Here is a 20570-nt window from a genome sequence, read left to right on the forward strand (position 1 = left end):
CTCAAACCTCTGCAGCGACGGCGGCGCGATTAAGTTCGGCCAGCGACAGGTTGCGGTCGAACAGCGGCGCCAGGCTCTGATCGTGGCTGACGAACAGCAGGCTGGCGCCGGCCTCCCGGCATTCAGCGAACAGCAACTGGATGAATGCTTCCCGGGCGTCGGCATCCAGCGCCGACGTCGGTTCGTCGGCGATCACCAGCTCCGGCTGGCCGATCAGGGCGCGAGCGGCAGCAACCCGTTGCTGCTGACCGATGGACAGCGAATCGGCGCGGCGGCTGAGCATTTCGGGGTCTTTCAAACCCAAGTGAGCGAGCAGGGTTTCGGCCGCTATGTCGACGCTGCCGTGGCGTTGGGTCGCCCGCTGCGTGCGTAGTTTGGAAAAGCGGCAGGGCAGCTCGACGTTCTCGCGCACCGACAAAAACGGCAGCAAATTGAATTGCTGAAAGATGTAGCCGGTGTGGTCGACACGAAACCTGTCCCGGTCGCCGGCCGAGAGCTGTGTCAGTTCTTGGCCGAGCAGGCGAACGCTGCCGCGGCTGGGGCGCTGCACACCGCCCAGCAGACCGAGCAGCGTGGTTTTGCCACTGCCGCTGGGGCCTTTGAGAAACAGGGTTTCGCCGGCATCGAGGCGAAACGCCGGAATGTCCAGCAGCTGCGGATGCCCCGGCCAGCTGAAGCCGAGTTCGGACAATTCAATGAGCGCTTGAGTCATGGCCACACGTGCGTTTGAAAAGTGATCGACCGGGAAGCCCGGTCGCTGATGGAGTGGCGTTGGTTAAAACTTGACCACCGGATTGCTCGGACGCACTTCAGCGCCCATCTGGCGTTTCGGTGTCACCAGCTGCACCTGAATGGTCTGGGTGGCCGGGAAGCTTTTGAACAGCTGGGTCAGATCGAGCTTGTTGAGCACGTTCGGCGCGCTGCAGGTGAACTGATAGTGGCCGTGAATTTCGCTGTGCTCGTGTTCAGCCGCGTCGCCATCGGCGTGGTCGTGATCGTCGTCATCCTTGTCGCCGAACAGCGTGCTTTCCACCCGCTGTTTGGTCGCGGTGCATCCGGCTGCTTCCGGGAGACTGAACAGGGCGTGGGGTTTGAGCAGGGTTTCCTTGGCCAGAGCAAGCGTCATCTTGTCTGCGTCCGTGGTTGCCGGGTGCTCGAAGCCGACGATGTTCATCGCCGGCGTGTCGAGTTCCAGTTCCAGGGTGCGACCGTCCAGCGCCATATCCAGCCGCGCGACACCGTGCACATGCGCGCCGAGACTGCCGTGCTCATGATCGTGGTCATGTTCATCGGACGCTTGAGCAGCAGCGAGGGGCAGCAAGGCGAAGGGCAGGGCGAGTAGCAAACGACGCATGGGGAAGCTCCGGGGGTGAGTCTGAAATTTGTTATGTGATCTTATAACAATGCGTTGCGCTGTTTCTTAACTTTTTCAATCAGCCTTGTGGGAGGGTGAGCTGTCAGGGATCACGTGCAGGTCGACAATTCCTGTGGGACCATGCCGGTCCGCCCTATCAGAGGACACACCCCATGCTGCGAATCCGTGGAACCGTCGGCGATCTGCCGGTGGATCTGACTGTGGAAATGGACGACGCCGACTGGACACGGCTGGGCATTCAGCTAGGCGCGCAGGTGCAGGCAACGTCGGCGCCGGTTGATACGTCCGTCAAGCCTGCGGCCAGTCGCAACGATGCTGTCTGGGATATCGCTCAAGAGCTGTTGCGCAAAGCGGGCCATCTGACCGGGCCGGATCTGCTCGGTCAGTTGGAGGGTCTGTCCGGCAGTACCGCTGCGGGCAAACGCCTGATGGTGCGGATGCGCCACAGCGCCAACGTGAAAGTGGAAAGCCAGGGCGACACGCCGGTGTATCACTGGATCGAATGATACACACAACCGTTTTTGGACCCGTGTAGGACCGGCTTTAGCCGGGAATGCTTCAGCCGTCACACCACAAAATTGAGGGTGCTCATGCGGGCCTCTTCCCGGCTAAAGCCGGTCCCGCAAGTAGACCGCGTACATTCCTTGGGACTGGCTCGGTCCATTAAAAGACCGGCTTCAGCAGGGAAGGCTAGTAAAGCGCCGCAAACAGCCGACGACGGTAGGTCGTGACCAGCGGGTGATCATTCCCCAGCAAGTCGAACACCTGCAGCAGCGTCTTGTGCGGCTGGCCTTCGTTGTAGCTGCGGTTGCGGATGAACAGCTTGAGCAGTCCTTCCAGCGCGGCTTCGTATTGCTGACGGGACAATTGCTGGATAGCCAGTTGGTGCGCGGCTTCGTCGTCCTGCGGGTTCTGCGCCAGGCGCGACTTCAGCTCGGCGACGTCAGGCAACGCGGCGGCCTCACCCAGGAACGTCAATTGCGCCTTCGCCCCGGCCAGCGCGGCTTTGTGCTCATCGCTCTTCACCGCGTCCAGCACCGTGCGCGCTTCCGTCAGCTCGCCACGTTCGGCCAGGCAGCGCGCATACAAAATCAGCGCGGCAGCGTTGGTGTTGTCCTCGGCGAGGATGGTCTGCAGAACCGCTTCGGTTTCGGCGAAATGGCTCTCGGCGAACATCGCCTGCGCGGTTTTCAGCGGGTCGGCGGCGGCCGGCGGTGGCATTTGCACGTGGGGCTCAAGCAGTGCGCGGATTTGCGATTCAGGCTGGGCGCCGGAGAACCCATCTACCGGCTGGCCGTCCTTGAACAGCACCACGGTGGGCAGGCTGCGAATGCCGAAGCGCGCCACGATGTCCTGTTCAGCGTCGCAGTCGACCTTCGCCAGCAGCAACTCGCCCTGATAACTCTCGGCGATCTGTTGCAGCAGCGGCATCAGCACCTTGCACGGCGCACACCACTCGGCCCAGAAATCCACCAGCACGGGTTTGTGAAAGGAATTCTCGATGACCATCTGATCGAAAGTGGCGGTGGTCGCATCGAAGATGTACGGCGTGTCCTGGCTCATCGCTAGTCTCGAAAAAAGGCTTGATGGCGCGAACTATAAAGCGCTGGGTGGATTGTCGAAAGCGGGGTTGATGCCTGCCGCACAATTGCGCGCGCGAAGCGAGTCATGACCTGACCGCATGATAAAGGCTCACCCTGCGAAACTCCCACGGCTCGGCCAGATCGGGCAGCGTCAGCGCCTCCAGAATTCCCAGTCGCTGATACAAGGGGTGCTGAAAGTCCCGCACCCTGGAATCGGCCACCAACGCTTGTTTGCCACGACTGAGAAACTGATCCAGCAACGGCAGGTTGGCGCGGTCGTACAGCACGTCCGCCACCAGGATCAGGTCGAAACGATCGTCTTCGGCGAAGAAGTCACCCGAATACTGAAGCGTCACGCCGTTCAGCTCAGCGTTGGCTCGGCAGGCCCCGATCGCCAGCGGATCGAGATCACAGGCGACGACTTCAAGCGCCCCGGCTTTCATCGCCGCAATGCCTGCGACACCCGAGCCTGCGCCGAAATCCAGCACGCGCTTGCCCGCGACCCACTGCGGCTGCTCGGCGAGAAACCGCGCCAGCGCCAGGCCGCTGGCCCAACAGAAACTCCAGTAGGGCGGGTCTTCAAGAATGCGCCGGGTTTCCTCGGGGCTGAACGCGCGATCCATATTGTTCGCGTCGATCAGCCACAGCTTCAGGTCCGTACCCGGCAGCGCTTCGGCAACCAGTTGCGCATCGCCCAACAGTTCGCCCAATGCGGCTTGCAGGTGAAACGGAGCGGTCACGGCGCGGGAGCGAATTGCAGCTGACCCAGCGCCTGAGTGGTGGGCTGGGTGATCAGCACGGACGGCAGATGCAGAATCAACTGACCCGACTTGCTGGCGCGGCCGCGCAGCTCGACGCGCGCGCCCACCGGAAAGGCCTCAGGATTGAAACGCAGCTGGAACGGCAGCGACTGGTTGTTGCCGATCAACTTGGTGCTGGTCAGCAGCTTCTGCGGGCGATTGCGATCGTCGATCACCAGCAGCGCCAGCTCGACCTCTGCGCCGGCCGGCACGCCCAGCAACTGGCCGCTCAATTCGCGCTGGAACGGCTGCAACGGACCTTGCCCTTCCGGCAGCGTAATGGCGTTGGGCGCAGGTTTGGCGGATGCCGCAGGTTTTGGCGCTTCGGCCGTGCTGCAGGCAGCGAGCAGGCCCACAAGGCTGATTACAGCAAGCGTACGTAGCGTCATGAACAGCTCCAGACAAAGCAGAATGCGGGCGAGATACGCACGGGATGGCGCAGTATCGCTGAGTGCGACGGGTTTCACCGCACTGAATGCGCGTCTATATACCTTAAAGCCCCGGACTTGTCTTGCCAGCGAGATGCGCTACCATGGCCCTCCCTTTTTTTGTTGCCTGCCACCATGCACTGTCCCTTTTGCGGTGCCAACGACACCAAAGTCATTGACTCGCGCCTCGTTGCTGAAGGCGATCAGGTTCGCCGCCGCCGCGAATGCGTCGCCTGCGAAGAACGCTTCACCACATTCGAAACCGCTGAACTGGTTCTGCCCCGGCTGATCAAGCAGGATGGCAGCCGTCAGCCCTTCGACGAAGAGAAGCTGCGCGCCGGCATGCAGCGCGCGCTGGAGAAGCGCCCGGTCAGCGTCGAGCGCCTCGAAGCGGCCCTGGCCCATATCAAAAGCAAACTGCGTGCGACCGGCGAGCGCGAGGTCAAATCGCTGATCGTGGGTGAGCTGGTCATGGGCGAATTGCAGAAGCTCGACGAAGTGGCGTACATCCGCTTTGCTTCTGTTTATCGGCGGTTTCAGGACCTCAACGAATTCCGCGAAGAAATCGACCGACTGGCCCGCGAGCCGGTTAAAGAGTGAGCATGACCTCGACAGAGCAAGGCGTGCTCGACGCAGCCTACATGGCGCGGGCGCTGGAACTGGCGCGCAAGGGCGTCTACTCGACGCATCCCAACCCGCGTGTTGGCTGCGTGATCGTGCGTGATGGCGCAATTGTCGGCGAAGGCTGGCACGTCCGCGCCGGCGAGCCCCACGCAGAAGTGCATGCGCTGCGCCAGGCGGGCGACAAGGCGAAGGGCGCTACCGCTTACGTCACCCTCGAACCCTGCAGCCATCATGGCCGCACCCCGCCGTGCGCCGACGCGCTGGTCAATGCCGGTGTGGCGCGTGTGGTCGCCGCCATGCAAGACCCCAATCCCGACGTCGCCGGCCGTGGCCTGTTGCGCCTGATGAACGCGGGCATTGCGGTGCAGAGCGGCGTGCTCGAAAGCGAAGCGCGGGCGCTTAACAAAGGGTTTCTCAAGCGTATGGAACACGGCCTGCCGTACGTGCGGGTCAAGCTGGCGATGAGCCTCGACGGACGCACGGCCATGGCCAGCGGCGAAAGCCAGTGGATCACCGGCCCTGAAGCGCGATCTGCCGTACAGCGCCTGCGTGCGCAGTCGAGCGTGGTGCTGACCGGCGCCGATACCGTGCTCGCCGACAACGCGCGGCTCACCGTGCGCCCTGACGAGTTGGGCCTGAACGCCGAACTCAGCGCCCTGGCCGCGACCCGCCCGCCGTTGCGCGTGTTGATCGACGGGCGTTTGCGGGTGCCTCTCGACGCGCCCTTCTTTAAAGCGGGCAGCGCGCTGGTGGCGACCTGCGCAGCTGCATCGGCCCGCGAGCGATACCACGACGAAGGCCACGAACTGCTGGCACTGCCCAGCAGCGGCGGGCATGTCGACCTGCGCAAGTTGCTGGTTGAACTGGCGGCCCGGGGCGTTAATGACGTGCTGGTCGAAGCCGGTCCCAAACTGGCCGGCGCGTTTACCCGGCTGGGCCTGGTGGATGAATTCCAGATCTTCGTGGCGGGCAAATTCATGGGCTCGTCGGCGCGGCCGTTGCTGGACCTGCCGCTGGCGCAGATGAGCGAAGCGCTCGAACTCAAGATCGTCGAAATGCGCGCGGTCGGCAATGACTGGCGAGTCATTGCGATACCCGCGTCGCACCCCGGCGTATAATTCCGGCTTTCGCGCTCAGCGCTGGCCCTGTTTTCCAGGAGCACCCATGTTTACCGGCATCATCGAATCCATCGGCAGCATCCGCGCCATCACTCCGAAAGGCGGCGACGTCCGCGTTTACGTAGAGACCGGCAAGCTCGACCTTTCCGACGTCAAACTGGGCGACAGCATCGCGGTCAACGGCGTCTGCCTGACCGCCGTTGAATTGCCAGGCGACGGCTTCTGGGCCGACGTCAGCCGCGAAACCCTGAACGTCACTGCCTTCGTCGATCTGAAAACCGGCAGCCGGGTCAATCTGGAAAAAGCCCTGACCCCGACCACGCGCCTGGGCGGCCATCTGGTCAGCGGGCACGTCGACGGCGTCGGCGAGGTGCTGTCCCGCGAGGAAAACGCCCGTGCGATCCAGTTCCGCATGCGTGCACCCCGCGAGCTGGCCAAGTACATCTCCCACAAAGGCTCGATCACCGTCGACGGCACCAGCCTGACCGTGAACGCCGTCAACGGCGCCGAGTTCGAGCTGACCATCGTGCCGCACACGCTCGCCGAAACCATCATGGGCGACTACCGCCCGGGCCGTAAGATCAACCTGGAAGTCGACCTCCTAGCGCGTTACCTCGAGCGTTTGCTGCTCGGTGACAAAGCGGCTGATCCGACGCCTGCCCAGGGCGGCAACATCAGCGAAAGCTTTCTGGCCGCCAACGGCTACCTCAAATCCTGAATTGAAGGGGGTGCCGCGTGGCGCTCAACAGCATCGAAGAACTGGTTGAAGACATTCGCCAAGGCAAGATGGTCATCCTCATGGATGACGAAGACCGCGAGAACGAAGGCGATCTGATCATGGCCTCCGAGTGCGTCAAGGCCGAGCACATCAACTTCATGGCGCGTTACGCCCGTGGCCTGATCTGCATGCCGATGACCCGTGAGCGCTGCGAAACCCTGAAACTGCCGTTGATGGCGCCGCGCAATGGCTCGGGCTTCGGCACCAAGTTCACCGTGTCCATTGAAGCCGCCGAGGGTGTGACCACCGGGATTTCCGCCGCCGACCGCGCGCGCACCGTTCAGGCCGCTGCTGCCAAAGACGCCAAGGCTGAAGACATCGTCAGCCCGGGCCACATCTTCCCGTTGATGGCCCAAGCCGGTGGCACACTGTCCCGCGCAGGCCATACCGAAGCGGCATGCGACTTGGCGCGCATGGCCGGTTTCGAGCCGACCGGCGTGATCTGCGAAGTCATGAACGACGACGGCACCATGTCCCGTCGTACTGAACTGGAAGCTTTCGCGGCCGAGCACAACATCAAGATCGGTACCATTGCCGACCTGATTCATTACCGGATGATCCACGAACGTACCGTTCAGCGGATCGCCGAGCAGCCTCTCGACAGCGAACTGGGCCATTTCAATCTGGTGACCTACCGCGATTCCGTCGAAGGTGACGTGCACCTGGCGCTGACGCTGGGCAAGATCTGCGCGGAAGAAGCCACACTGGTTCGCGTGCATAACATGGACCCGCTGCGCGACCTGCTGATGGTCAAGCAGCCCGGCCGCTGGAGCCTGCGCGCTGCCATGAAGACCGTGGCCGAGGCCGGCAGCGGCGTCGTGCTGCTGCTCGGTCACCCGCTCGATGGCGACACGGTTCTGGCCCATGTGCGTGAAACCGCTGGCGGCACACCGATCAAGACGCCGACCACTTACAGCACCGTCGGTGCCGGTTCGCAGATCCTTCGTGACCTCGGCGTGCGCAAAATGCGCCTGATGAGTTCGCCAATGAAGTTCAATGCGATATCCGGTTTCGATCTGGAAGTTGTAGAATACGTGCCCTCCGAATAAAGACCGGCAGGTGACAGGCCCCGACAGCGTTCAGCCGTGGGTGGTTCTGGTCCCTGCAGTCGCCCATTCGTGGCCTAAAATCCCTGAAAGCGCGCGCCCGATGCGCGCTTTCATGCTCTTTAATACGAGAACACGAGACTCAGCCGAATGACCCTGAAGACCATCGAAGGTACCTTCATCGCCCCCCAAGGTCGCTATGCCCTGGTGGTTGGCCGCTTCAACAGCTTCGTCGTCGAAAGCCTGGTGAGCGGTGCCGTTGATGCCCTGGTTCGCCATGGCGTGAGCGAAAGCGACATCACCATCATCCGCGCACCGGGCGCGTTCGAAATCCCGCTGGTCGTGCAGAAGGTCGCTCAACGCAGCGAATTCGCCGCCATCATCGCCCTCGGCGCCGTCATTCGTGGCGGCACCCCGCACTTTGAATACGTCGCTGGCGAATGCACCAAGGGCCTGTCCCAGGTGTCCATGGAGTTCGGCGTACCGGTCGCGTTCGGCGTCCTGACTGTCGATTCCATCGAGCAGGCGATCGAGCGTTCCGGCACCAAGGCCGGCAACAAAGGCGCTGAAGCTGCCTTGTCCGCCATCGAGATGGTCAGCCTGTTGGCGCAGTTGGAGGCCAAGTGATTAACGACGAAAGCGATCAGTTCAACCCGCGTGATCCACGTGCGGCAGACGCTGGCAAGCCATCGAAAAGCGAAAAGCGTCGTGCCGCTCGCCAGATGGCGATGCAGGCCCTTTACCAGCGCCACATGGCTGGCCAGTCGCTGAACGAAATCGAAGCACAATTTCGCGTCGACAACGATTTCACCTCCGTCGATGCCGCTTACTTCCACGACATCCTCCACGGTGTTCCGGGCAATCAGGACAAGATCGACGCAGCGCTGGCGCCATGTCTGGACCTGACCATCGACGAGCTGGACCCGGTTGAGCTGGCGGTTCTGCGTCTGTCGACCTGGGAGCTGCTGGAGCGCATCGACGTGCCGTACCGCGTGGTCATCAACGAAGGTATCGAGCTGGCGAAAGTCTACGGTTCGACCGACGGCCACAAGTTCGTCAACGGCGTGCTCGACAAGCTGGCTCCGCGTCTGCGCGAAGTCGAAGTGAAGGCGCACAAGCGCTGAGGCTTCTGGGTTTCTCCAGAACCTGAGCGTCTCCGCCATGGGCGAGTTCGAGCTGATCCGCAATTACTTTGCCGCTGCGCCCTGCGCGCAGCCCGGCGAAGGCGTTGCCTTGGGGATCGGCGACGACTGCGCCCTGTTGTCGGTGGCCGCTGGCGAGCAACTCGCCATCTCCACTGACACGCTGGTCGCCGGGGTGCATTTCCCCGACGTCTGCGATCCTTTCCTGCTCGGCCAGCGCGCTCTCGGCGTGTCGGCCAGCGACTTGGCTGCCATGGGCGCCAGTCCTCTCGCTTTCACCCTTGCTCTGACCCTGCCGCAGGTTTCCGCCGACTGGCTGGAAGCGTTCGCCCGTGGATTGAACACCATGGCCCAAGGCTGCGGCCTGCACCTGATCGGCGGCGACACCACGCGCGGGCCGTTGAGCCTGACCGTCACCGTATTCGGCACCGTACCCACCGGGCAGGCCTTGACCCGAAGCGGTGCACGGCCCGGCGATTTGTTGTGCGTGGGCGGTCCGCTGGGCGACGGGGCCGGAGCGCTGCCGTTGGTGTTGAACCAGCGCAGCACCGAGGCGTCTACCACTCAGGCCTTGCTGGCGCGTTACTGGTCGCCGCAGCCGCAGTTCGAGCTGGGCATCGCGTTGCGCGGCAAGGCCAGCGCGGCGCTGGACATCTCTGACGGACTGCTCGCCGACTGCGGACATATCGCCACCGCATCGGGCGTGCGTTTGCTCGTTGAGCGCGAAAAAGTGCCGATGTCTGACGCGCTGCTGAGTTTTTTCGGGCCTGATGCGGCGTTGAATGCGGCGCTCAGTGGGGGCGATGACTACAGACTGGCCTTCACGTTGCCGCCATCATGGCTGGCTGAACTTCAGGCTGCAGGGTTGCCTGTTTTCGTTCTGGGTCGGGTGGTCGAAGGCCACGGTGTGGCGCTGATCGACGCACTTGGGCAGGACGTCACCCCGTTGACTCGGGGCTATCAACATTTTCAGGAGACACGGTGACAGATCATCCTAATCAGGTCCCGGCGGAGAACGTTCCTCCGTCCGTTTGGACCAATCCGTGGCATTTCCTGGCCTTCGGTTTCGGCTCCGGCACATTGCCCAAAGCGCCCGGCACCTGGGGTTCGATGGTTGCCGTGCCGTTTATCCCGCTGTGGCAAATGCTGCCGGACTGGGGCTACTGGCTGGTGCTCGGCCTGACGATACTGTTCGGCTTCTGGCTGTGCGGCAAGGTGGCGGACGACCTGCGCGTTCACGACCATGAAGGCATCGTCTGGGACGAGATGGTCGGGATGTGGATTACTTTGTGGCTGGTACCCGAAGGCTGGGGCTGGCTGCTGGTGGGTTTTCTGGTGTTCCGCTTTTTCGACATCCTCAAGCCCTGGCCCATTCACTGGATCGACAAGCATGTGCACGGCGGCGTCGGCATCATGCTGGATGATGTCCTCGCCGGTGTTTTCGCATGGCTGGCAATGCAAGGGCTGGTCTGGCTGTGGGCCGTGATGTAGGGGCTACGCTCATGAGGCGTTCAGGGGTGGGATGGCTGCTCGCTGTGTGGTTGCTGATGACAAGTGTCTGGGCGACTGCCGATGCGGCTACCCCTGCGCCGATGTCTGACAAGCCTACTGACATCCAGCTGGTCAGCGAGCACTGGATTGGTTACACCGAAACCGACGGCACGGGGCTGGGTTGGGATTTGATGCGGGAGATATTCGAGCCGGCCGGCGTCAAGGTCGAGCAGCGCATTGAGCCGTACACCCGCGCGGTCGGGCTGGTGCAGCGGGGCGAGGCCGACGCGTGGATTGCCGCCTATAAGGATGAGGTCGAGGGCACGCTCTACTCGAAGTGGAACTACGACACCGACGAGATTTACACGCTGGGTCTGGCCTCCAAGCCGCTTCCTTCTCTGCAGACGCTGGGCAAATACCGTTTGGCCTGGGTGCGTGGCTACGAGTATCAGCACTATCTGCCCAACGTGACGCACTTCAACGAGGTCGCCCGGCGCGATCACGTTCTGCCGATGCTCGAATACGGGCGCGCGGATCTGTATATCGATGCCAAACCGGAAATGGACTTTGTCCTCGCCCAAAGCGACGATCCTCAGCGTTATCGGCTGACCTATCTCACGTCCATTCCGTTGTACCTGAGCTTTGCCGATACCCCGCGAGGGCACGCGCTGCGGGATCTGTTTGACGTACGGATGGGCGAACTTGTTCACAGCGGCAAGCTGCGGCCGATCTTTGCACGCTGGAAGCATGCGTATCCGTTCGACACAGACGGTCGTCAATCCGGTAATGACGCTGCCCACTGATCAAACTTGTTGATCTGATTGGCCGACAATTCAGCCTAAGCGTCTGCCGGAACCTGCTGTTACAATGTTGCGAATTTCCAGCCCTCATACTGATCAGGAGCACCCGGTGCCCGTCGTATTTGTCGCGGCTTCCAAGCTGCCTACCCCCTTTGCCACTTTCAAGATGAACGGCTTTCTCGAGCAGGAAAACGGTCGCGAGCATGTTGTGCTGACCCTCGGCGATGTGTCAGATGGCGCCCCGGTGCTCGGCCGTGTGCATTCCGAATGCCTGACCGGTGATGCGCTGTTCAGTCAGCGCTGCGACTGCGGTTCCCAGCTTGAGGCGGCGTTGCGCGCCATCGCCGCCGAAGGCCGCGGCGTGCTGTTGTACCTGCGCCAGGAAGGCCGCGGCATAGGCTTGATGAACAAGATCCGCGCGTATGAATTGCAGGACGGCGGTGCCGACACCGTTGAAGCCAACGAGCGCCTGGGCTTCGCCGCTGACCAGCGCGATTACGGCATTTGCCTGCCGATGCTTGAGCATCTGGGCATCAAGTCCCTGCGCTTGATGACCAATAACCCGCGCAAGGTCAAAGCGCTGACCGACATGGGCATCAACGTCGCCGAGCGTGTGCCGCTGCACACCGGCCACAATCCGCACAACAAGCTCTATCTGGCGACCAAGGCCGGCAAGCTGGGCCACATGATGGGCAACGAGCATCAAAGCGAAGTCGACCCGGCGTGATGCTTTGCAGTCTGCGCCGTCGTCTGGCGCAGGCTGGACGCGCTTGATGCGCCACTTGGTTGCTTTTCTCCTGTTGCTGGTTGCTTTTCAGGCCGGCGCTGCGCAGCGGGTCGTTAGCCTTGCACCCTCTCTGACTGAGATTGTTATCGAACTGGATGCCGCCGATCTGCTGGTCGGCGTGCTCGACGGCGGCCCACGCCCAACAAAGGTGGCAGGCCTGCCTTCGGTGGGTCGCTACGGGCAGCTCGACATCGAGCGCCTGCTCAGTTTGCAGCCCGATCTTTTGCTGCTATGGCCCGGGAGTGTCAGCGCGGCCCAGCGCGATCAACTGAAGCGCCTGAACATTCCCACCTACACCGCCGAGCCCCACACGCTGAAAGAACTGGCTGATCAGATCGAGCAGATGGGCGAACGCCTTGGCCTCGCCGATCGTGGACGACAAGTAGCGGGGGATTTCCGTCAGCGATTGGCCGGATTGCGTGAGCGTTATCGCCGCGATGTCCCGCTGAAGGTGTTCTACCAAGTGTGGGATCAGCCGCTTTACACCGTAGGCGGCGGCCAGATCATCAGCGATGCACTGGCCGTGTGCGGCGCACGCAACGTGTTTGAAGACCTGACCCTACCGGCGCCGCAGGTGAGTATCGAGTCAGTGCTGCAGCGAGATCCGGACGTGATTCTCGCCAGCGACGCTGCATTGTTGTCGGCATGGAAAACCTGGTCGCAGTTGAAGGCCGTGAAAGCCGGTCGCCTGTTTGCCGTGCCCGATAAAGGCTTCGAACGAGCAAGCGGGCAGATGGTGGAAGCGGTGGCGAAGGTGTGCAGCGTAATAGCGCCGGAACGCTGAACAGGCGGGCTGCAAATCTACAGCTCAGGCGTCCAGGTCACGCCAAACATCCACGTTCGACCCTCTTCGCGATAGCCGTAATTGCTGCCATCAAAACTGTACAGCGTGCGGCTGTAGCGTTTGTCCAGGGCGTTATCCAGTTTGAACTCAAGCTTCACTTCGTCGCTGGCTTTCCAGCTGCTGCGCAATCCAAACAACGAATAGCCGCCGATGTGCTGGGTGTTGGCCTCGTCGTTGTAGCTATCGCTGACGGCCTGCCAACTAGCGCCAACGCCCAGGCGATCGAACTGCCGATCAAGATCGAGGTTCAGGGTTCGGCGGGCGCGGCGGTTGAGCGTATGGCCGGTGTCCCGATCACGGGGGTCGATGACCGACGCGCCGAGCTTGCCGGTCCAGCCGAACAATTGCTGCTCAAGGGACGCTTCGACACCCTTGATCCGTGCCGAGCCGATGTTTTGGGGGCGAAAGTCGCTGTCGAGGGCAATCGCGTCCTGCAGATCAGTGCGATACAGCGAGGCCTCAAGGCGGGCGGTTTCGCTCAGGCGACTGCGCCATTGCAGCTCGTAGCTTTTGGAGTGCTCGGGTTTGAGATTCGGGTTGCTGAAGTCCGGGTAATACAGGTCGTTGAACGTCGGCGCGCGGAAGCCTTCGCTGTAGGACAGCAGCACGTCGTTGGCGTCATTGAGCGGAACGGTGAGGGTGCCGCTCCAGGTGTTCTGGCTGCCGAACTGCTCGTTCTGATCATGGCGCAGGCCGAGCTCGGTCGAGAAGTGCTCGCCTTTGAAACGATGCTGGATGAACGCCGCGCGGTTCCAGCGGCTGTCCTCGTCGAACGGCGTGCTGCTGTTGACGCGGTCTTCGTACCAGTCGGCTCCCAGCATCAGGCTGTTGCGCTCGTCCAGGGTCAGGTCGTTCTGCCAATTGAACGAGTCGCGGTAGGTGTTGAACACGTAGTGATCGTTGCTCAGCTTATCCAGCGTCTTTTCGCGATTCTCGCTGTGGCCCAGCTCCAGACGGGTTTTCCAGGTCTGGTTGATGCGGGCGTCGACGTAGGTGCCGAGGCTGCTCAGGTCAAACTTGCTGTATTGCTGCTGACCCACGGTGTTGAACGTGACCGGGTCGAACAAACCGAACGGGTTGTCGAACTCGGTCTTGCCCCGGTTATCCAGAGCGTTGAAGCCGACCTCCACGTCGTCGCTGAGCCATTGGCTGAGGTTCAGGCTCAGGGATTTATTGCGGTAGGCGTCGTGATCGTCATCGCTGGCGAAGGACGGGCCGGTGCGGTCGATGCCTGCCGTTTCATCCAGGCTGGTGCTGAGGTTGAAATGCGTTTGCTGATCACCGCCCGACACGCCGAGGCTCTGCTGCTGCGTGCCGCGATTGCCAAAACCCGTATGCAGGCGGGCCTGGAGGCCTTGCCCGGCGCCCCGTCGAGTGAAGATCTGGATCACGCCGCCAATGGCGTCAGCGCCGTAGATGACCGAGCGAGAACCGCGCAGCACTTCCACGCGCTCGATCTGCTCGACGTCGAGGTATTGCAAGTTACTGTCCGCCGACGTGGCATTGGCAATGCGCTGCCCATCGACCAACACCAGGCTCTGCGCAGCTTTGGTCCCGCGAATGAAAATCCCCGGCAAACTGCCCCGGCCGCCGCTGGGCGCCACTTGCACGCCGGGCACGCGACTCAACAGGTCAGTGACGCTACTCGGTTGCAGCCGCTCGATGTCGGCACGGGTGAATACGGTGCTCGCCGCAGTGCTGGCATCACGCTGCTCGACCTGGCGATTGGCGCTGATCACCACGTTGTCCAGCTTCAGGGCGCTTTCGCGATCAGGCTGATCGCCGAAGGCCTGCGTGGCGGGGATGAGGGAGAAGGCGAGGGCAAGGCGGGAAATCGTCATGTTCTATACAAGTATGCTGTCTGACACCCCTGGCCCCAGTGGGAGCGAGCTTGCTCGCGAATGCCGGGTTACAGGCGATGAAGATACGTTAAATGGGCAGACGTCTTCGTGAGCAAGCTCACTCCCACAGGGTTCGCGTTCGTCAGCTGATTGCGGTGTACAACCACAGCAGGACAGTCTCACGCCTCCCATCGCCCGGACAATGCCAGAGATGGACCTGCTGAAAAATTAACTGTGGGAGCGAGCTTGCTCGCGAATGCTGAGTGTCAGGCGATGAAGATGTGTCGAAGGCACAAACGTTTTCGTGAGCAAGCTCACTCTCACAAGTTTGCGGAATGACCCGGTCGCTCGGCCATCCCGCTTACGCCTGTAACTGTCTACATCTTCAGCAGGCGCTGGTTGATCGACGCTTCGATCCCGGCAGCATCCAGCCCGCACTCCGCCAGCATCTGCGCCGGTTTGGCGTGCTCGACGTACACATCCGGCAGGCCCAGGTGCAGCACTGACTTAAGAATGTTCTCTCGCGCCAGGAACTCGCTGACCGCCGCACCGGCACCGCCCATGATGGCGTTTTCTTCGATCGTCACGAGCAAGTCGTGGCTGCCGGCCATTTCGCGCACCAGTGCCTCGTCCAGCGGTTTGACGAAACGCATGTCCATCACGGTCGCGTCGAGCTTTTCCGCCACGATCAGCGCTTCGGTCAACTGCACGCCAAACACCAGCATCGCGATTTTGCTACCTTGACGGCGAACCACGCCCTTGCCGATTTCCAGCGGTTCGAGACTGCTCTCGATCACGGCATTGGGGCCGTTGCCGCGGGGGTAACGCACGGCGGCGGGGCCTTTGAACAGGTGACCGGTTGTGAGCATTTTGCGCAGCTCGTTTTCATCGCTCGGCGTCATGACCAGCATGCCGGGGATGCAACGCAGGTACGACAGATCGAAACTGCCGGCGTGGGTCGGGCCGTCTTCGCCCACCAGACCGGCGCGGTCGATGGCGAACAGCACGTCCAGATTCTGCACGGCGACGTCATGAATCAGCTGGTCGTAACCACGCTGCAGGAACGTCGAGTAAATCGCCACGACCGGCTTGGCGCCTTCGCAGGCCATGCCCGCTGCCAGCGTTACCGCGTGCTGCTCGGCAATGGCGACGTCGAAATAGCGCTCCGGGAAACGTTCACTGAACGCAACCAGATCCGAGCCTTCTTTCATGGCAGGCGTGATGCCCACCAGACGCTCGTCCGCTTCGGCCATGTCGCACAGCCACTGGCCGAACACGCCGGAATACTTGGGACCGCCGGCTTTCTTGGGCACGACCGGTGCGTTGAGTGGATCAAGCTTGGTGATCGCGTGATAACCGATCGGGTCGACCTCGGCCGGTGCGAAGCCTTTGCCTTTCTTGGTGACCACGTGCAGGAACTGCGGACCCTTGAGGTCGCGCATGTTGCGCAGGGTGGCGATCAGGATAGGCAGGTCGTGACCATCGATCGGGCCGATGTAGTTCCAGCCGAGTTCTTCGAACAGCGTGCCGGGCACCAGCATGCCTTTGGCGTATTCCTCGGTACGACGAGCGATTTCCCACGCGCCGGGCAGACGCGACAGCACTTTCTTGCTGCCTTCGCGCATGCTCGTGTACGTGCGGCTTGAGAGGATTTTCGCCAGGTAGTTCGACAGCCCGCCGACGTTGCGCGAGATCGACATGTCGTTGTCGTTGAGGATCACCAGCATGTCGGCGCTGACTTCGGGCGCGTGGTTCAGCGCTTCGAAGGCCATGCCGGCGGTCAGTGCGCCGTCGCCGATTACGGCGATGGACTTGCGCTCACTGCCTTGCAGCCGGGAGGCGATCGCCATGCCCAGCGCGGCGCTGATGGAGGTGCTGGAGTGACCGACGCCAAAGGTGTCGTATTCGCTCTCGCTGCGACGCGGGAATGCCGCCACGCCGCCTTTCTGGCGCAGGGTCGACATCTGCTCGCGACGACCCGTGAGGATCTTGTGCGGGTACGCCTGATGACCGACGTCCCAGACCAGCCGGTCGTCGGGGGTATCGAAGACGTAGTGCAAGGCCACGGTCAGTTCGATGACGCCGAGGCCGGCGCCGAAGTGGCCGCCGGTCTGGCCAACGGTGTAGAGCAGCTCCAGGCGCAGTTCATCAGCCAGGGCTTCAAGCTCTGCTTCACCTAAGCGGCGCAGGCCGTCCGGCGTCGCTGCCTTGTCGAGCAGCGGCGTGGACGGGCGCTCGCGGGGAATCTCTTTGAACGTCGTGGGCATCAGGCGAATCGTTATAAGTAAAAGAGGCGGCAGTTTACCTGATGCATTACCGGCTGCGCACGATGTGCAGCAACGCGATGTTCAGGAGAAACGATTGCCGGCGAAATGGGGCAGCGGCAGCAAGGCCGCTCACGCCCGATAAGTCCTATGACCTGCGCTTGGTTGCGGGGTTCGACTCGTTGCGGGCTTCGACTAGTTGCGGCGTTCGACGATATAACGCGCCAACGCGCGCAAGGGCTCCGCAGCCTCATCGAACGGTCTCAGCGCCACAAGGGCCTGATCGCGCAATTCAAGTGCGTAATGTTTGGCTTCTTCCAGACCCAGCAGCGCGGGGTAGGTCGGTTTGTCCCGGGCAATATCGGCGCCCTGGCGTTTGCCCAGCGTGGCGGTATCGCTTTCGACGTCCAGAATGTCGTCCTGGACCTGAAAAGCCAGACCGATGGCGCGGGCGTAAATCTGCAGCGAATCGAGTTGAACCTGGGTTGCGTTGCCGCTGGCTAGGGCGCCAAGCCTGACGCTGGCTTCGATCAGTGCGCCGGTCTTGTGCCGGTGCATGAATTCCAGCGCCTTCTGGTCGAGCTTGAGCCCGACCGAGCCGAGATCGATGGCCTGTCCGCCGACCATGCCGGCAGGGCCGGATGCTCGGGCGAGGGTGGCGACCATCTTCAGCCGGGTGTCGGCGTTCTGCGGGGTGAGTGGGTTATCGCTCAGCACGCTGAAAGCAAGGGTCTGCAGACCGTCGCCGGCGAGAATCGCGCAGGCTTCGTCAAAGGCTTTGTGGGTGGTGGGCAGGCCGCGACGTAAATCGTCGTCGTCCATGGCTGGCAGGTCGTCGTGCACCAGCGAGTACGCGTGGATCAGCTCGACGGCGCAGGCCGCGCCGTTGGCGTGCTCGGCGTTGCCGCCCAAGGCTTCGCAGGCGGCGTAAACCAGCAGCGGGCGCACGCGCTTGCCGCCATTGGTGACGCTGTAGCGCATGGCGGCGTAAAGGCGGGTCAATTCAGGGGCGGGCGCATCGAACAGCGTCTCCAGCGCCGCATTGACGCGAGCCTGGCTGAGTGCCTGATACGCCGCGATCATTCCGGCTGTTCCGCGTCAAATGGCTCTTCGGCCAGTTCGCCGTCGCGTTCCAGCAGAACCTGTACTTTCTGCTCGGCCTGGGCCAGCGCGCTCTGGCACTCGCGGGTCAGGCGGATGCCTTGCTCGAAGGCGGTCAGTGAGTCTTCCAGCGACAGCTCACCGTTCTCCAGACGCTCGACGAGCGTTTGCAAATCCGTGAGGGACTGTTCGAAATCCAGTGCAGCTTTCTTGCGGGCCATGGCGGCTATCCCGGTAGACGTTAAACCGGCGCGACACTAGCAGAGCGCACGCATCGGGGCAAATGAGAAGGGGGTGCAGATGAGGGCTCGCTGCTGCCGCACTCCCGTCAAACACCGAAGATGTCACTACCGGCGGACTAACTGTGGGAGTCGAGCTTGCTCGCGAAGAGGCCCGAACATCCGCTAAATAATCAGCGGCTGAAATACCTTCTTCGCGAGCAAGCTCGCTCCCACAAGAATTGCATCTGCCTCGCGGATGTTGGCCGCAGATGATGGACCTGTGGGAGCGAGCTTGCTCGCGAATAGGCCGGGACATCCGATAAATCTTCAGCGGCTGAACGACCGTCTTCGTCCGGATGCGGCCCAGAGCAAGCTCACTCCTACCGGCGTGTGCGGCAAGGGTTAGAGGAAAGTAAACACCGTCTCGGCCGGCAGGCGCGATTTCGGCAGTTTGGCGTTGAAATCGCTGTCGCTGCGGTAGCCCAGGCTGACCACGACCAGGCTGGTGAAACCCTTGTCGCGCAGGCCCAGTTCTTCGTCGAGCTTCTTGAAGTCGAAGCCTTCCATCGGCGTCGCGTCCAGGCCCAACGATGCAGCGCCCAGCAGCAAGGTGCCCAGCGCCAGGTAGGTTTGCTTTTCCATCCAGTGCTGCAAGTCTTTCTGATCGAATTTGTGCATGTCCACGTAGCCACGACGGGTTTTGTCCTGACCGGCTCTGGCCTCGTCGTTGGCGAAGCGCCCGTCAGCCGCTTCTTGGGCCAGTACGGCGTGCAGGTGCGATTCCGGCATTTCAGTGCGGGTGCAAAGCACTACGACGTGAGAGGCATTGAGCATCTTCGCTTCGTTATAGGCAAAACCACCTTCGGCCGATTTGGCCACGCGCGCTTTGCCCTGCTCATCGGAGGCGACGATGAAGTGCCATGGCTGCGAGTTCACCGATGACGGGCTGTGACGCAGTTGCTCCAGCAACTCGTGGATCGTCTCCTGCGGGATCTTGCGTGAGGCGTCGTAGGCTTTGGTGGTGTAGCGCGATTTTGCCAGTGCGGTCAGTTGCATGATGAATCTCCAAAATGGGAAAACGGAATCAGCGAGTCGGTGCAGGCGCGGCGTCGATCTTCACCCGCAGCAGGCTGTAGGGTTTTTCGCGCAGATCCTTGCCATCGTGGAAACCGGCCTGGCGCTGCAGCTGGTTGGCGGTGAAATACAGGTAGCCATCCGGCCCGACCGACAAGGTGTCCGGCCACAGCACGCGAGGGTCGTGAACGATGGTCTGCCAACTGCCGTCGGCCAGGCGTTTGCGGATGCCGTTGTGTTCGTAGTCGCCGGCGTAGACCGCGCCGTTGGCATCGGCTTCCAGACCGTCCGACGCGCCTTTTTCGCCGAGATCTTTGACCGCAGCGTTCAGTTGCGCCTCGCTCACACTTGCATCACGCAGCATCTTGGTGGGCACGGCATACAGGTGGCGACTGGAAAGCGCGCTGAAATACAGTGTCTTGCCGTCAGGGGACAGGGCGATGCCATCAGACGCAACGGCCATGGTTTTTGGCTTGCCGTCTGGGCCTTTGCTGACCAGTGCGGTTTGGCCTTCGACGACCGGTTTGAAGTCAGGATCGGCCGAAGTGGATTTTGCGCCGCTCAAGCGACGGCTCGCCTTGCCGCTGGCGATGTCCATGACGATGATCGCGCCGGGCCCGGAGACCGACGAATCCGTCACGTAAACCGTGCCTTCCTTGCCGCTGCGAAAATCAAAGCGCATGTCGTTGACGTAGGTGCTCGGCAGGATGACGTTGGCCGGGAAGACCAGGGTTTTGACCACCTTGTTACTGGCCAGATCAACCGCCACCAGCTTGGCGCCGCCGGCTTTTGGCGCGGCGAAATTCGGTGCGGCGGTGTCCAGCAACCAGACGCGGCCCTGACCGTCGGCGACCACGCTTTGCACGCTGATCAGCCCTTTCGCCGGGTCTTTGGGATCTTCCTTGTTGATGGCGGCATCGGGGTAGGCGACGACTTTGCCGTCACGAATCTCACCCACGGTAAACGGCACGTCGTCGCCCCAGTGCGGGAAGTTGACGAAAATGCGCCCGGTTTCCGTCACGGTCACGCCGGTGGGCATGGCGTCGTGGAAGGTGAACACCTGCTCAAGCTGACCGATGGTTTTTTCCGCCGGTGCATTGGCGGGTAGCGCGGTGGTCGCGATCGTGGCGGCGATGCCGGTCTGGCTGATCAAAGCGACTGACAGGGCCAGCGCCGACACCATCATGTTCTGTTTCATGGACACAAACGACTCCCGGACTGCCGCAGCAGGCCATTCAAATAATGGAAACAGG

At 62.2% G+C, this 20570-nt stretch carries 23 protein-coding genes; 12 read left to right on the forward strand and 11 right to left on the reverse strand.

Features of this window, described 5'->3' with window-relative positions; all coding sequences use genetic code 11:
- Position 1: 1 nt before the first annotated feature.
- Together ABEH28_RS23205 and ABEH28_RS23210 are read right to left on the reverse strand one after the other, a co-directional pair.
- Complete coding sequence (locus ABEH28_RS23205; protein ID WP_346631168.1) at positions 2-712, reverse strand: ABC transporter ATP-binding protein; 711 nt, start codon at positions 710-712, stop codon at positions 2-4.
- Between the two features lie 63 nt (positions 713-775).
- Positions 776-1354 (reverse strand): DUF2796 domain-containing protein, encoded by a 579-nt coding sequence (locus ABEH28_RS23210; RefSeq protein ID WP_282370143.1) that lies wholly within the window; start codon positions 1352-1354, stop codon positions 776-778.
- 173 nt (positions 1355-1527) lie between these two features.
- Between ABEH28_RS23210 and ABEH28_RS23215 the strand changes: the two genes are divergently transcribed.
- Positions 1528-1881, forward strand: a complete 354-nt coding sequence (locus ABEH28_RS23215; RefSeq protein WP_346631169.1) for a hypothetical protein — start codon at positions 1528-1530, stop codon at positions 1879-1881.
- A 184-nt stretch (positions 1882-2065) separates the two neighbouring features.
- On the opposite strand, the gene trxA is transcribed toward ABEH28_RS23215, so the two are convergent.
- The 3 genes from trxA to ABEH28_RS23230 form a co-directional block, all read right to left on the reverse strand.
- Positions 2066-2938: a thioredoxin gene (trxA, locus tag ABEH28_RS23220; protein ID WP_346631170.1), complete on the reverse strand. Its 873-nt coding sequence runs from the start codon at positions 2936-2938 to the stop codon at positions 2066-2068.
- A gap of 103 nt (positions 2939-3041) precedes the next feature.
- Positions 3042-3698 carry a 50S ribosomal protein L11 methyltransferase gene (locus ABEH28_RS23225; RefSeq protein WP_346627622.1) on the reverse strand — a complete coding sequence of 219 codons (657 nt, stop codon included), beginning with the start codon at positions 3696-3698 and terminating at the stop codon, positions 3042-3044.
- Complete coding sequence (locus tag ABEH28_RS23230) at positions 3695-4147, reverse strand: hypothetical protein (RefSeq protein WP_346631171.1); 453 nt, start codon at positions 4145-4147, stop codon at positions 3695-3697. Before ABEH28_RS23230 ends, ABEH28_RS23225 begins: the two co-directional genes overlap by 4 nt.
- 174 nt (positions 4148-4321) lie before the next feature.
- On the opposite strand from ABEH28_RS23230, the gene nrdR reads away from it, so the two are divergent.
- The 11 genes from nrdR (at position 4322) to ABEH28_RS23285 (ending at position 12756) form a co-directional block, all read left to right on the forward strand.
- Positions 4322-4786, forward strand: a complete 465-nt coding sequence (gene nrdR / locus ABEH28_RS23235) for a transcriptional regulator NrdR (protein WP_065988433.1) — start codon at positions 4322-4324, stop codon at positions 4784-4786.
- Between the two features lie 2 nt (positions 4787-4788).
- Positions 4789-5928 (forward strand): bifunctional diaminohydroxyphosphoribosylaminopyrimidine deaminase/5-amino-6-(5-phosphoribosylamino)uracil reductase RibD, encoded by a 1140-nt coding sequence (ribD, locus tag ABEH28_RS23240; protein ID WP_346631172.1) that lies wholly within the window; start codon positions 4789-4791, stop codon positions 5926-5928.
- 46 nt (positions 5929-5974) lie between these two features.
- Entirely contained in the window at positions 5975-6646 is a 672-nt protein-coding gene (locus tag ABEH28_RS23245) for a riboflavin synthase (RefSeq protein WP_192173802.1), read from the forward strand.
- A 17-nt stretch (positions 6647-6663) separates the two neighbouring features.
- A complete protein-coding gene (gene ribBA, locus ABEH28_RS23250; protein WP_192173801.1) occupies positions 6664-7755 on the forward strand; it encodes a bifunctional 3,4-dihydroxy-2-butanone-4-phosphate synthase/GTP cyclohydrolase II in 1092 nt (363 codons plus the stop codon).
- 147 nt (positions 7756-7902) lie between these two features.
- Complete coding sequence (ribE, locus tag ABEH28_RS23255) at positions 7903-8379, forward strand: 6,7-dimethyl-8-ribityllumazine synthase (protein WP_037017809.1); 477 nt, start codon at positions 7903-7905, stop codon at positions 8377-8379.
- Positions 8376-8876 (forward strand): transcription antitermination factor NusB, encoded by a 501-nt coding sequence (gene nusB / locus ABEH28_RS23260; RefSeq protein ID WP_282370125.1) that lies wholly within the window; start codon positions 8376-8378, stop codon positions 8874-8876. Before ribE ends, nusB begins: the two co-directional genes overlap by 4 nt.
- A gap of 37 nt (positions 8877-8913) precedes the next feature.
- Entirely contained in the window at positions 8914-9879 is a 966-nt protein-coding gene (thiL, locus tag ABEH28_RS23265; RefSeq protein WP_346631173.1) for a thiamine-phosphate kinase, read from the forward strand.
- Entirely contained in the window at positions 9876-10385 is a 510-nt protein-coding gene (locus tag ABEH28_RS23270) for a phosphatidylglycerophosphatase A (RefSeq protein ID WP_346627625.1), read from the forward strand. Before thiL ends, ABEH28_RS23270 begins: the two co-directional genes overlap by 4 nt.
- A gap of 56 nt (positions 10386-10441) precedes the next feature.
- Positions 10442-11188 (forward strand): transporter substrate-binding domain-containing protein, encoded by a 747-nt coding sequence (locus ABEH28_RS23275; RefSeq protein WP_346627626.1) that lies wholly within the window; start codon positions 10442-10444, stop codon positions 11186-11188.
- Positions 11189-11294: 106 nt separating this feature from the next.
- On the forward strand, positions 11295-11912 hold the full coding sequence (gene ribA / locus ABEH28_RS23280; RefSeq protein WP_346631174.1) for a GTP cyclohydrolase II: 618 nt from the start codon (positions 11295-11297) through the stop codon (positions 11910-11912).
- Positions 11913-11958: 46 nt separating this feature from the next.
- Positions 11959-12756 (forward strand): cobalamin-binding protein, encoded by a 798-nt coding sequence (locus ABEH28_RS23285; RefSeq protein ID WP_346631175.1) that lies wholly within the window; start codon positions 11959-11961, stop codon positions 12754-12756.
- A 17-nt stretch (positions 12757-12773) separates the two neighbouring features.
- On the opposite strand, the gene ABEH28_RS23290 is transcribed toward ABEH28_RS23285, so the two are convergent.
- The 6 genes from ABEH28_RS23290 to ABEH28_RS23315 form a co-directional block, all read right to left on the reverse strand.
- Entirely contained in the window at positions 12774-14657 is a 1884-nt protein-coding gene (locus tag ABEH28_RS23290; protein ID WP_346631176.1) for a TonB-dependent receptor, read from the reverse strand.
- 377 nt (positions 14658-15034) lie between these two features.
- Complete coding sequence (gene dxs / locus ABEH28_RS23295) at positions 15035-16924, reverse strand: 1-deoxy-D-xylulose-5-phosphate synthase (RefSeq protein WP_346631177.1); 1890 nt, start codon at positions 16922-16924, stop codon at positions 15035-15037.
- A 192-nt stretch (positions 16925-17116) separates the two neighbouring features.
- Positions 17117-18004 carry a (2E,6E)-farnesyl diphosphate synthase gene (gene ispA, locus ABEH28_RS23300; protein ID WP_192173793.1) on the reverse strand — a complete coding sequence of 296 codons (888 nt, stop codon included), beginning with the start codon at positions 18002-18004 and terminating at the stop codon, positions 17117-17119.
- Positions 18001-18243, reverse strand: a complete 243-nt coding sequence (locus tag ABEH28_RS23305; RefSeq protein ID WP_062384761.1) for an exodeoxyribonuclease VII small subunit — start codon at positions 18241-18243, stop codon at positions 18001-18003. The genes ispA and ABEH28_RS23305 overlap by 4 nt, the downstream gene beginning before the upstream one ends.
- A gap of 402 nt (positions 18244-18645) precedes the next feature.
- Positions 18646-19299: an oxygen-insensitive NAD(P)H nitroreductase gene (gene nfsB, locus ABEH28_RS23310; protein WP_346631178.1), complete on the reverse strand. Its 654-nt coding sequence runs from the start codon at positions 19297-19299 to the stop codon at positions 18646-18648.
- Positions 19300-19327: 28 nt separating this feature from the next.
- Positions 19328-20515, reverse strand: a complete 1188-nt coding sequence (locus ABEH28_RS23315; RefSeq protein ID WP_346631179.1) for an L-dopachrome tautomerase-related protein — start codon at positions 20513-20515, stop codon at positions 19328-19330.
- Positions 20516-20570: the final 55 nt, after the last annotated feature.

The organism is Pseudomonas sp. Ps21-P2, assembly GCF_039672565.1.
Lineage (GTDB): Bacteria > Pseudomonadota > Gammaproteobacteria > Pseudomonadales > Pseudomonadaceae > Aquipseudomonas.

Excerpts from the sequence above, each read along its gene's own strand:
- ABEH28_RS23275 (WP_346627626.1), top strand. The coding sequence starts at position 10,442 with ATGACAAGTGTCTGGGCGACTGCCGATGCGGCTACCCCTGCGCCGATG.
- nfsB (WP_346631178.1), bottom strand. The coding sequence starts at position 19,299 with ATGCAACTGACCGCACTGGCAAAATCGCGCTACACCACCAAAGCCTAC.
- ABEH28_RS23230 (WP_346631171.1), bottom strand. The coding sequence starts at position 4,147 with ATGACGCTACGTACGCTTGCTGTAATCAGCCTTGTGGGCCTGCTCGCT.
- ABEH28_RS23245 (WP_192173802.1), top strand. The coding sequence starts at position 5,975 with ATGTTTACCGGCATCATCGAATCCATCGGCAGCATCCGCGCCATCACT.
- ribE (WP_037017809.1), top strand. The coding sequence starts at position 7,903 with ATGACCCTGAAGACCATCGAAGGTACCTTCATCGCCCCCCAAGGTCGC.
- nrdR (WP_065988433.1), top strand. The coding sequence starts at position 4,322 with ATGCACTGTCCCTTTTGCGGTGCCAACGACACCAAAGTCATTGACTCG.
- ABEH28_RS23285 (WP_346631175.1), top strand. The coding sequence starts at position 11,959 with ATGCGCCACTTGGTTGCTTTTCTCCTGTTGCTGGTTGCTTTTCAGGCC.
- ispA (WP_192173793.1), bottom strand. The coding sequence starts at position 18,004 with ATGATCGCGGCGTATCAGGCACTCAGCCAGGCTCGCGTCAATGCGGCG.
- thiL (WP_346631173.1), top strand. The coding sequence starts at position 8,914 with ATGGGCGAGTTCGAGCTGATCCGCAATTACTTTGCCGCTGCGCCCTGC.
- ABEH28_RS23290 (WP_346631176.1), bottom strand. The coding sequence starts at position 14,657 with ATGACGATTTCCCGCCTTGCCCTCGCCTTCTCCCTCATCCCCGCCACG.
- ABEH28_RS23205 (WP_346631168.1), bottom strand. The coding sequence starts at position 712 with ATGACTCAAGCGCTCATTGAATTGTCCGAACTCGGCTTCAGCTGGCCG.
- ABEH28_RS23215 (WP_346631169.1), top strand. The coding sequence starts at position 1,528 with ATGCTGCGAATCCGTGGAACCGTCGGCGATCTGCCGGTGGATCTGACT.
- trxA (WP_346631170.1), bottom strand. The coding sequence starts at position 2,938 with ATGAGCCAGGACACGCCGTACATCTTCGATGCGACCACCGCCACTTTC.
- ABEH28_RS23315 (WP_346631179.1), bottom strand. The coding sequence starts at position 20,515 with ATGAAACAGAACATGATGGTGTCGGCGCTGGCCCTGTCAGTCGCTTTG.
- ABEH28_RS23305 (WP_062384761.1), bottom strand. The coding sequence starts at position 18,243 with ATGGCCCGCAAGAAAGCTGCACTGGATTTCGAACAGTCCCTCACGGAT.
- ABEH28_RS23210 (WP_282370143.1), bottom strand. The coding sequence starts at position 1,354 with ATGCGTCGTTTGCTACTCGCCCTGCCCTTCGCCTTGCTGCCCCTCGCT.
- dxs (WP_346631177.1), bottom strand. The coding sequence starts at position 16,924 with ATGCCCACGACGTTCAAAGAGATTCCCCGCGAGCGCCCGTCCACGCCG.
- ribD (WP_346631172.1), top strand. The coding sequence starts at position 4,789 with ATGACCTCGACAGAGCAAGGCGTGCTCGACGCAGCCTACATGGCGCGG.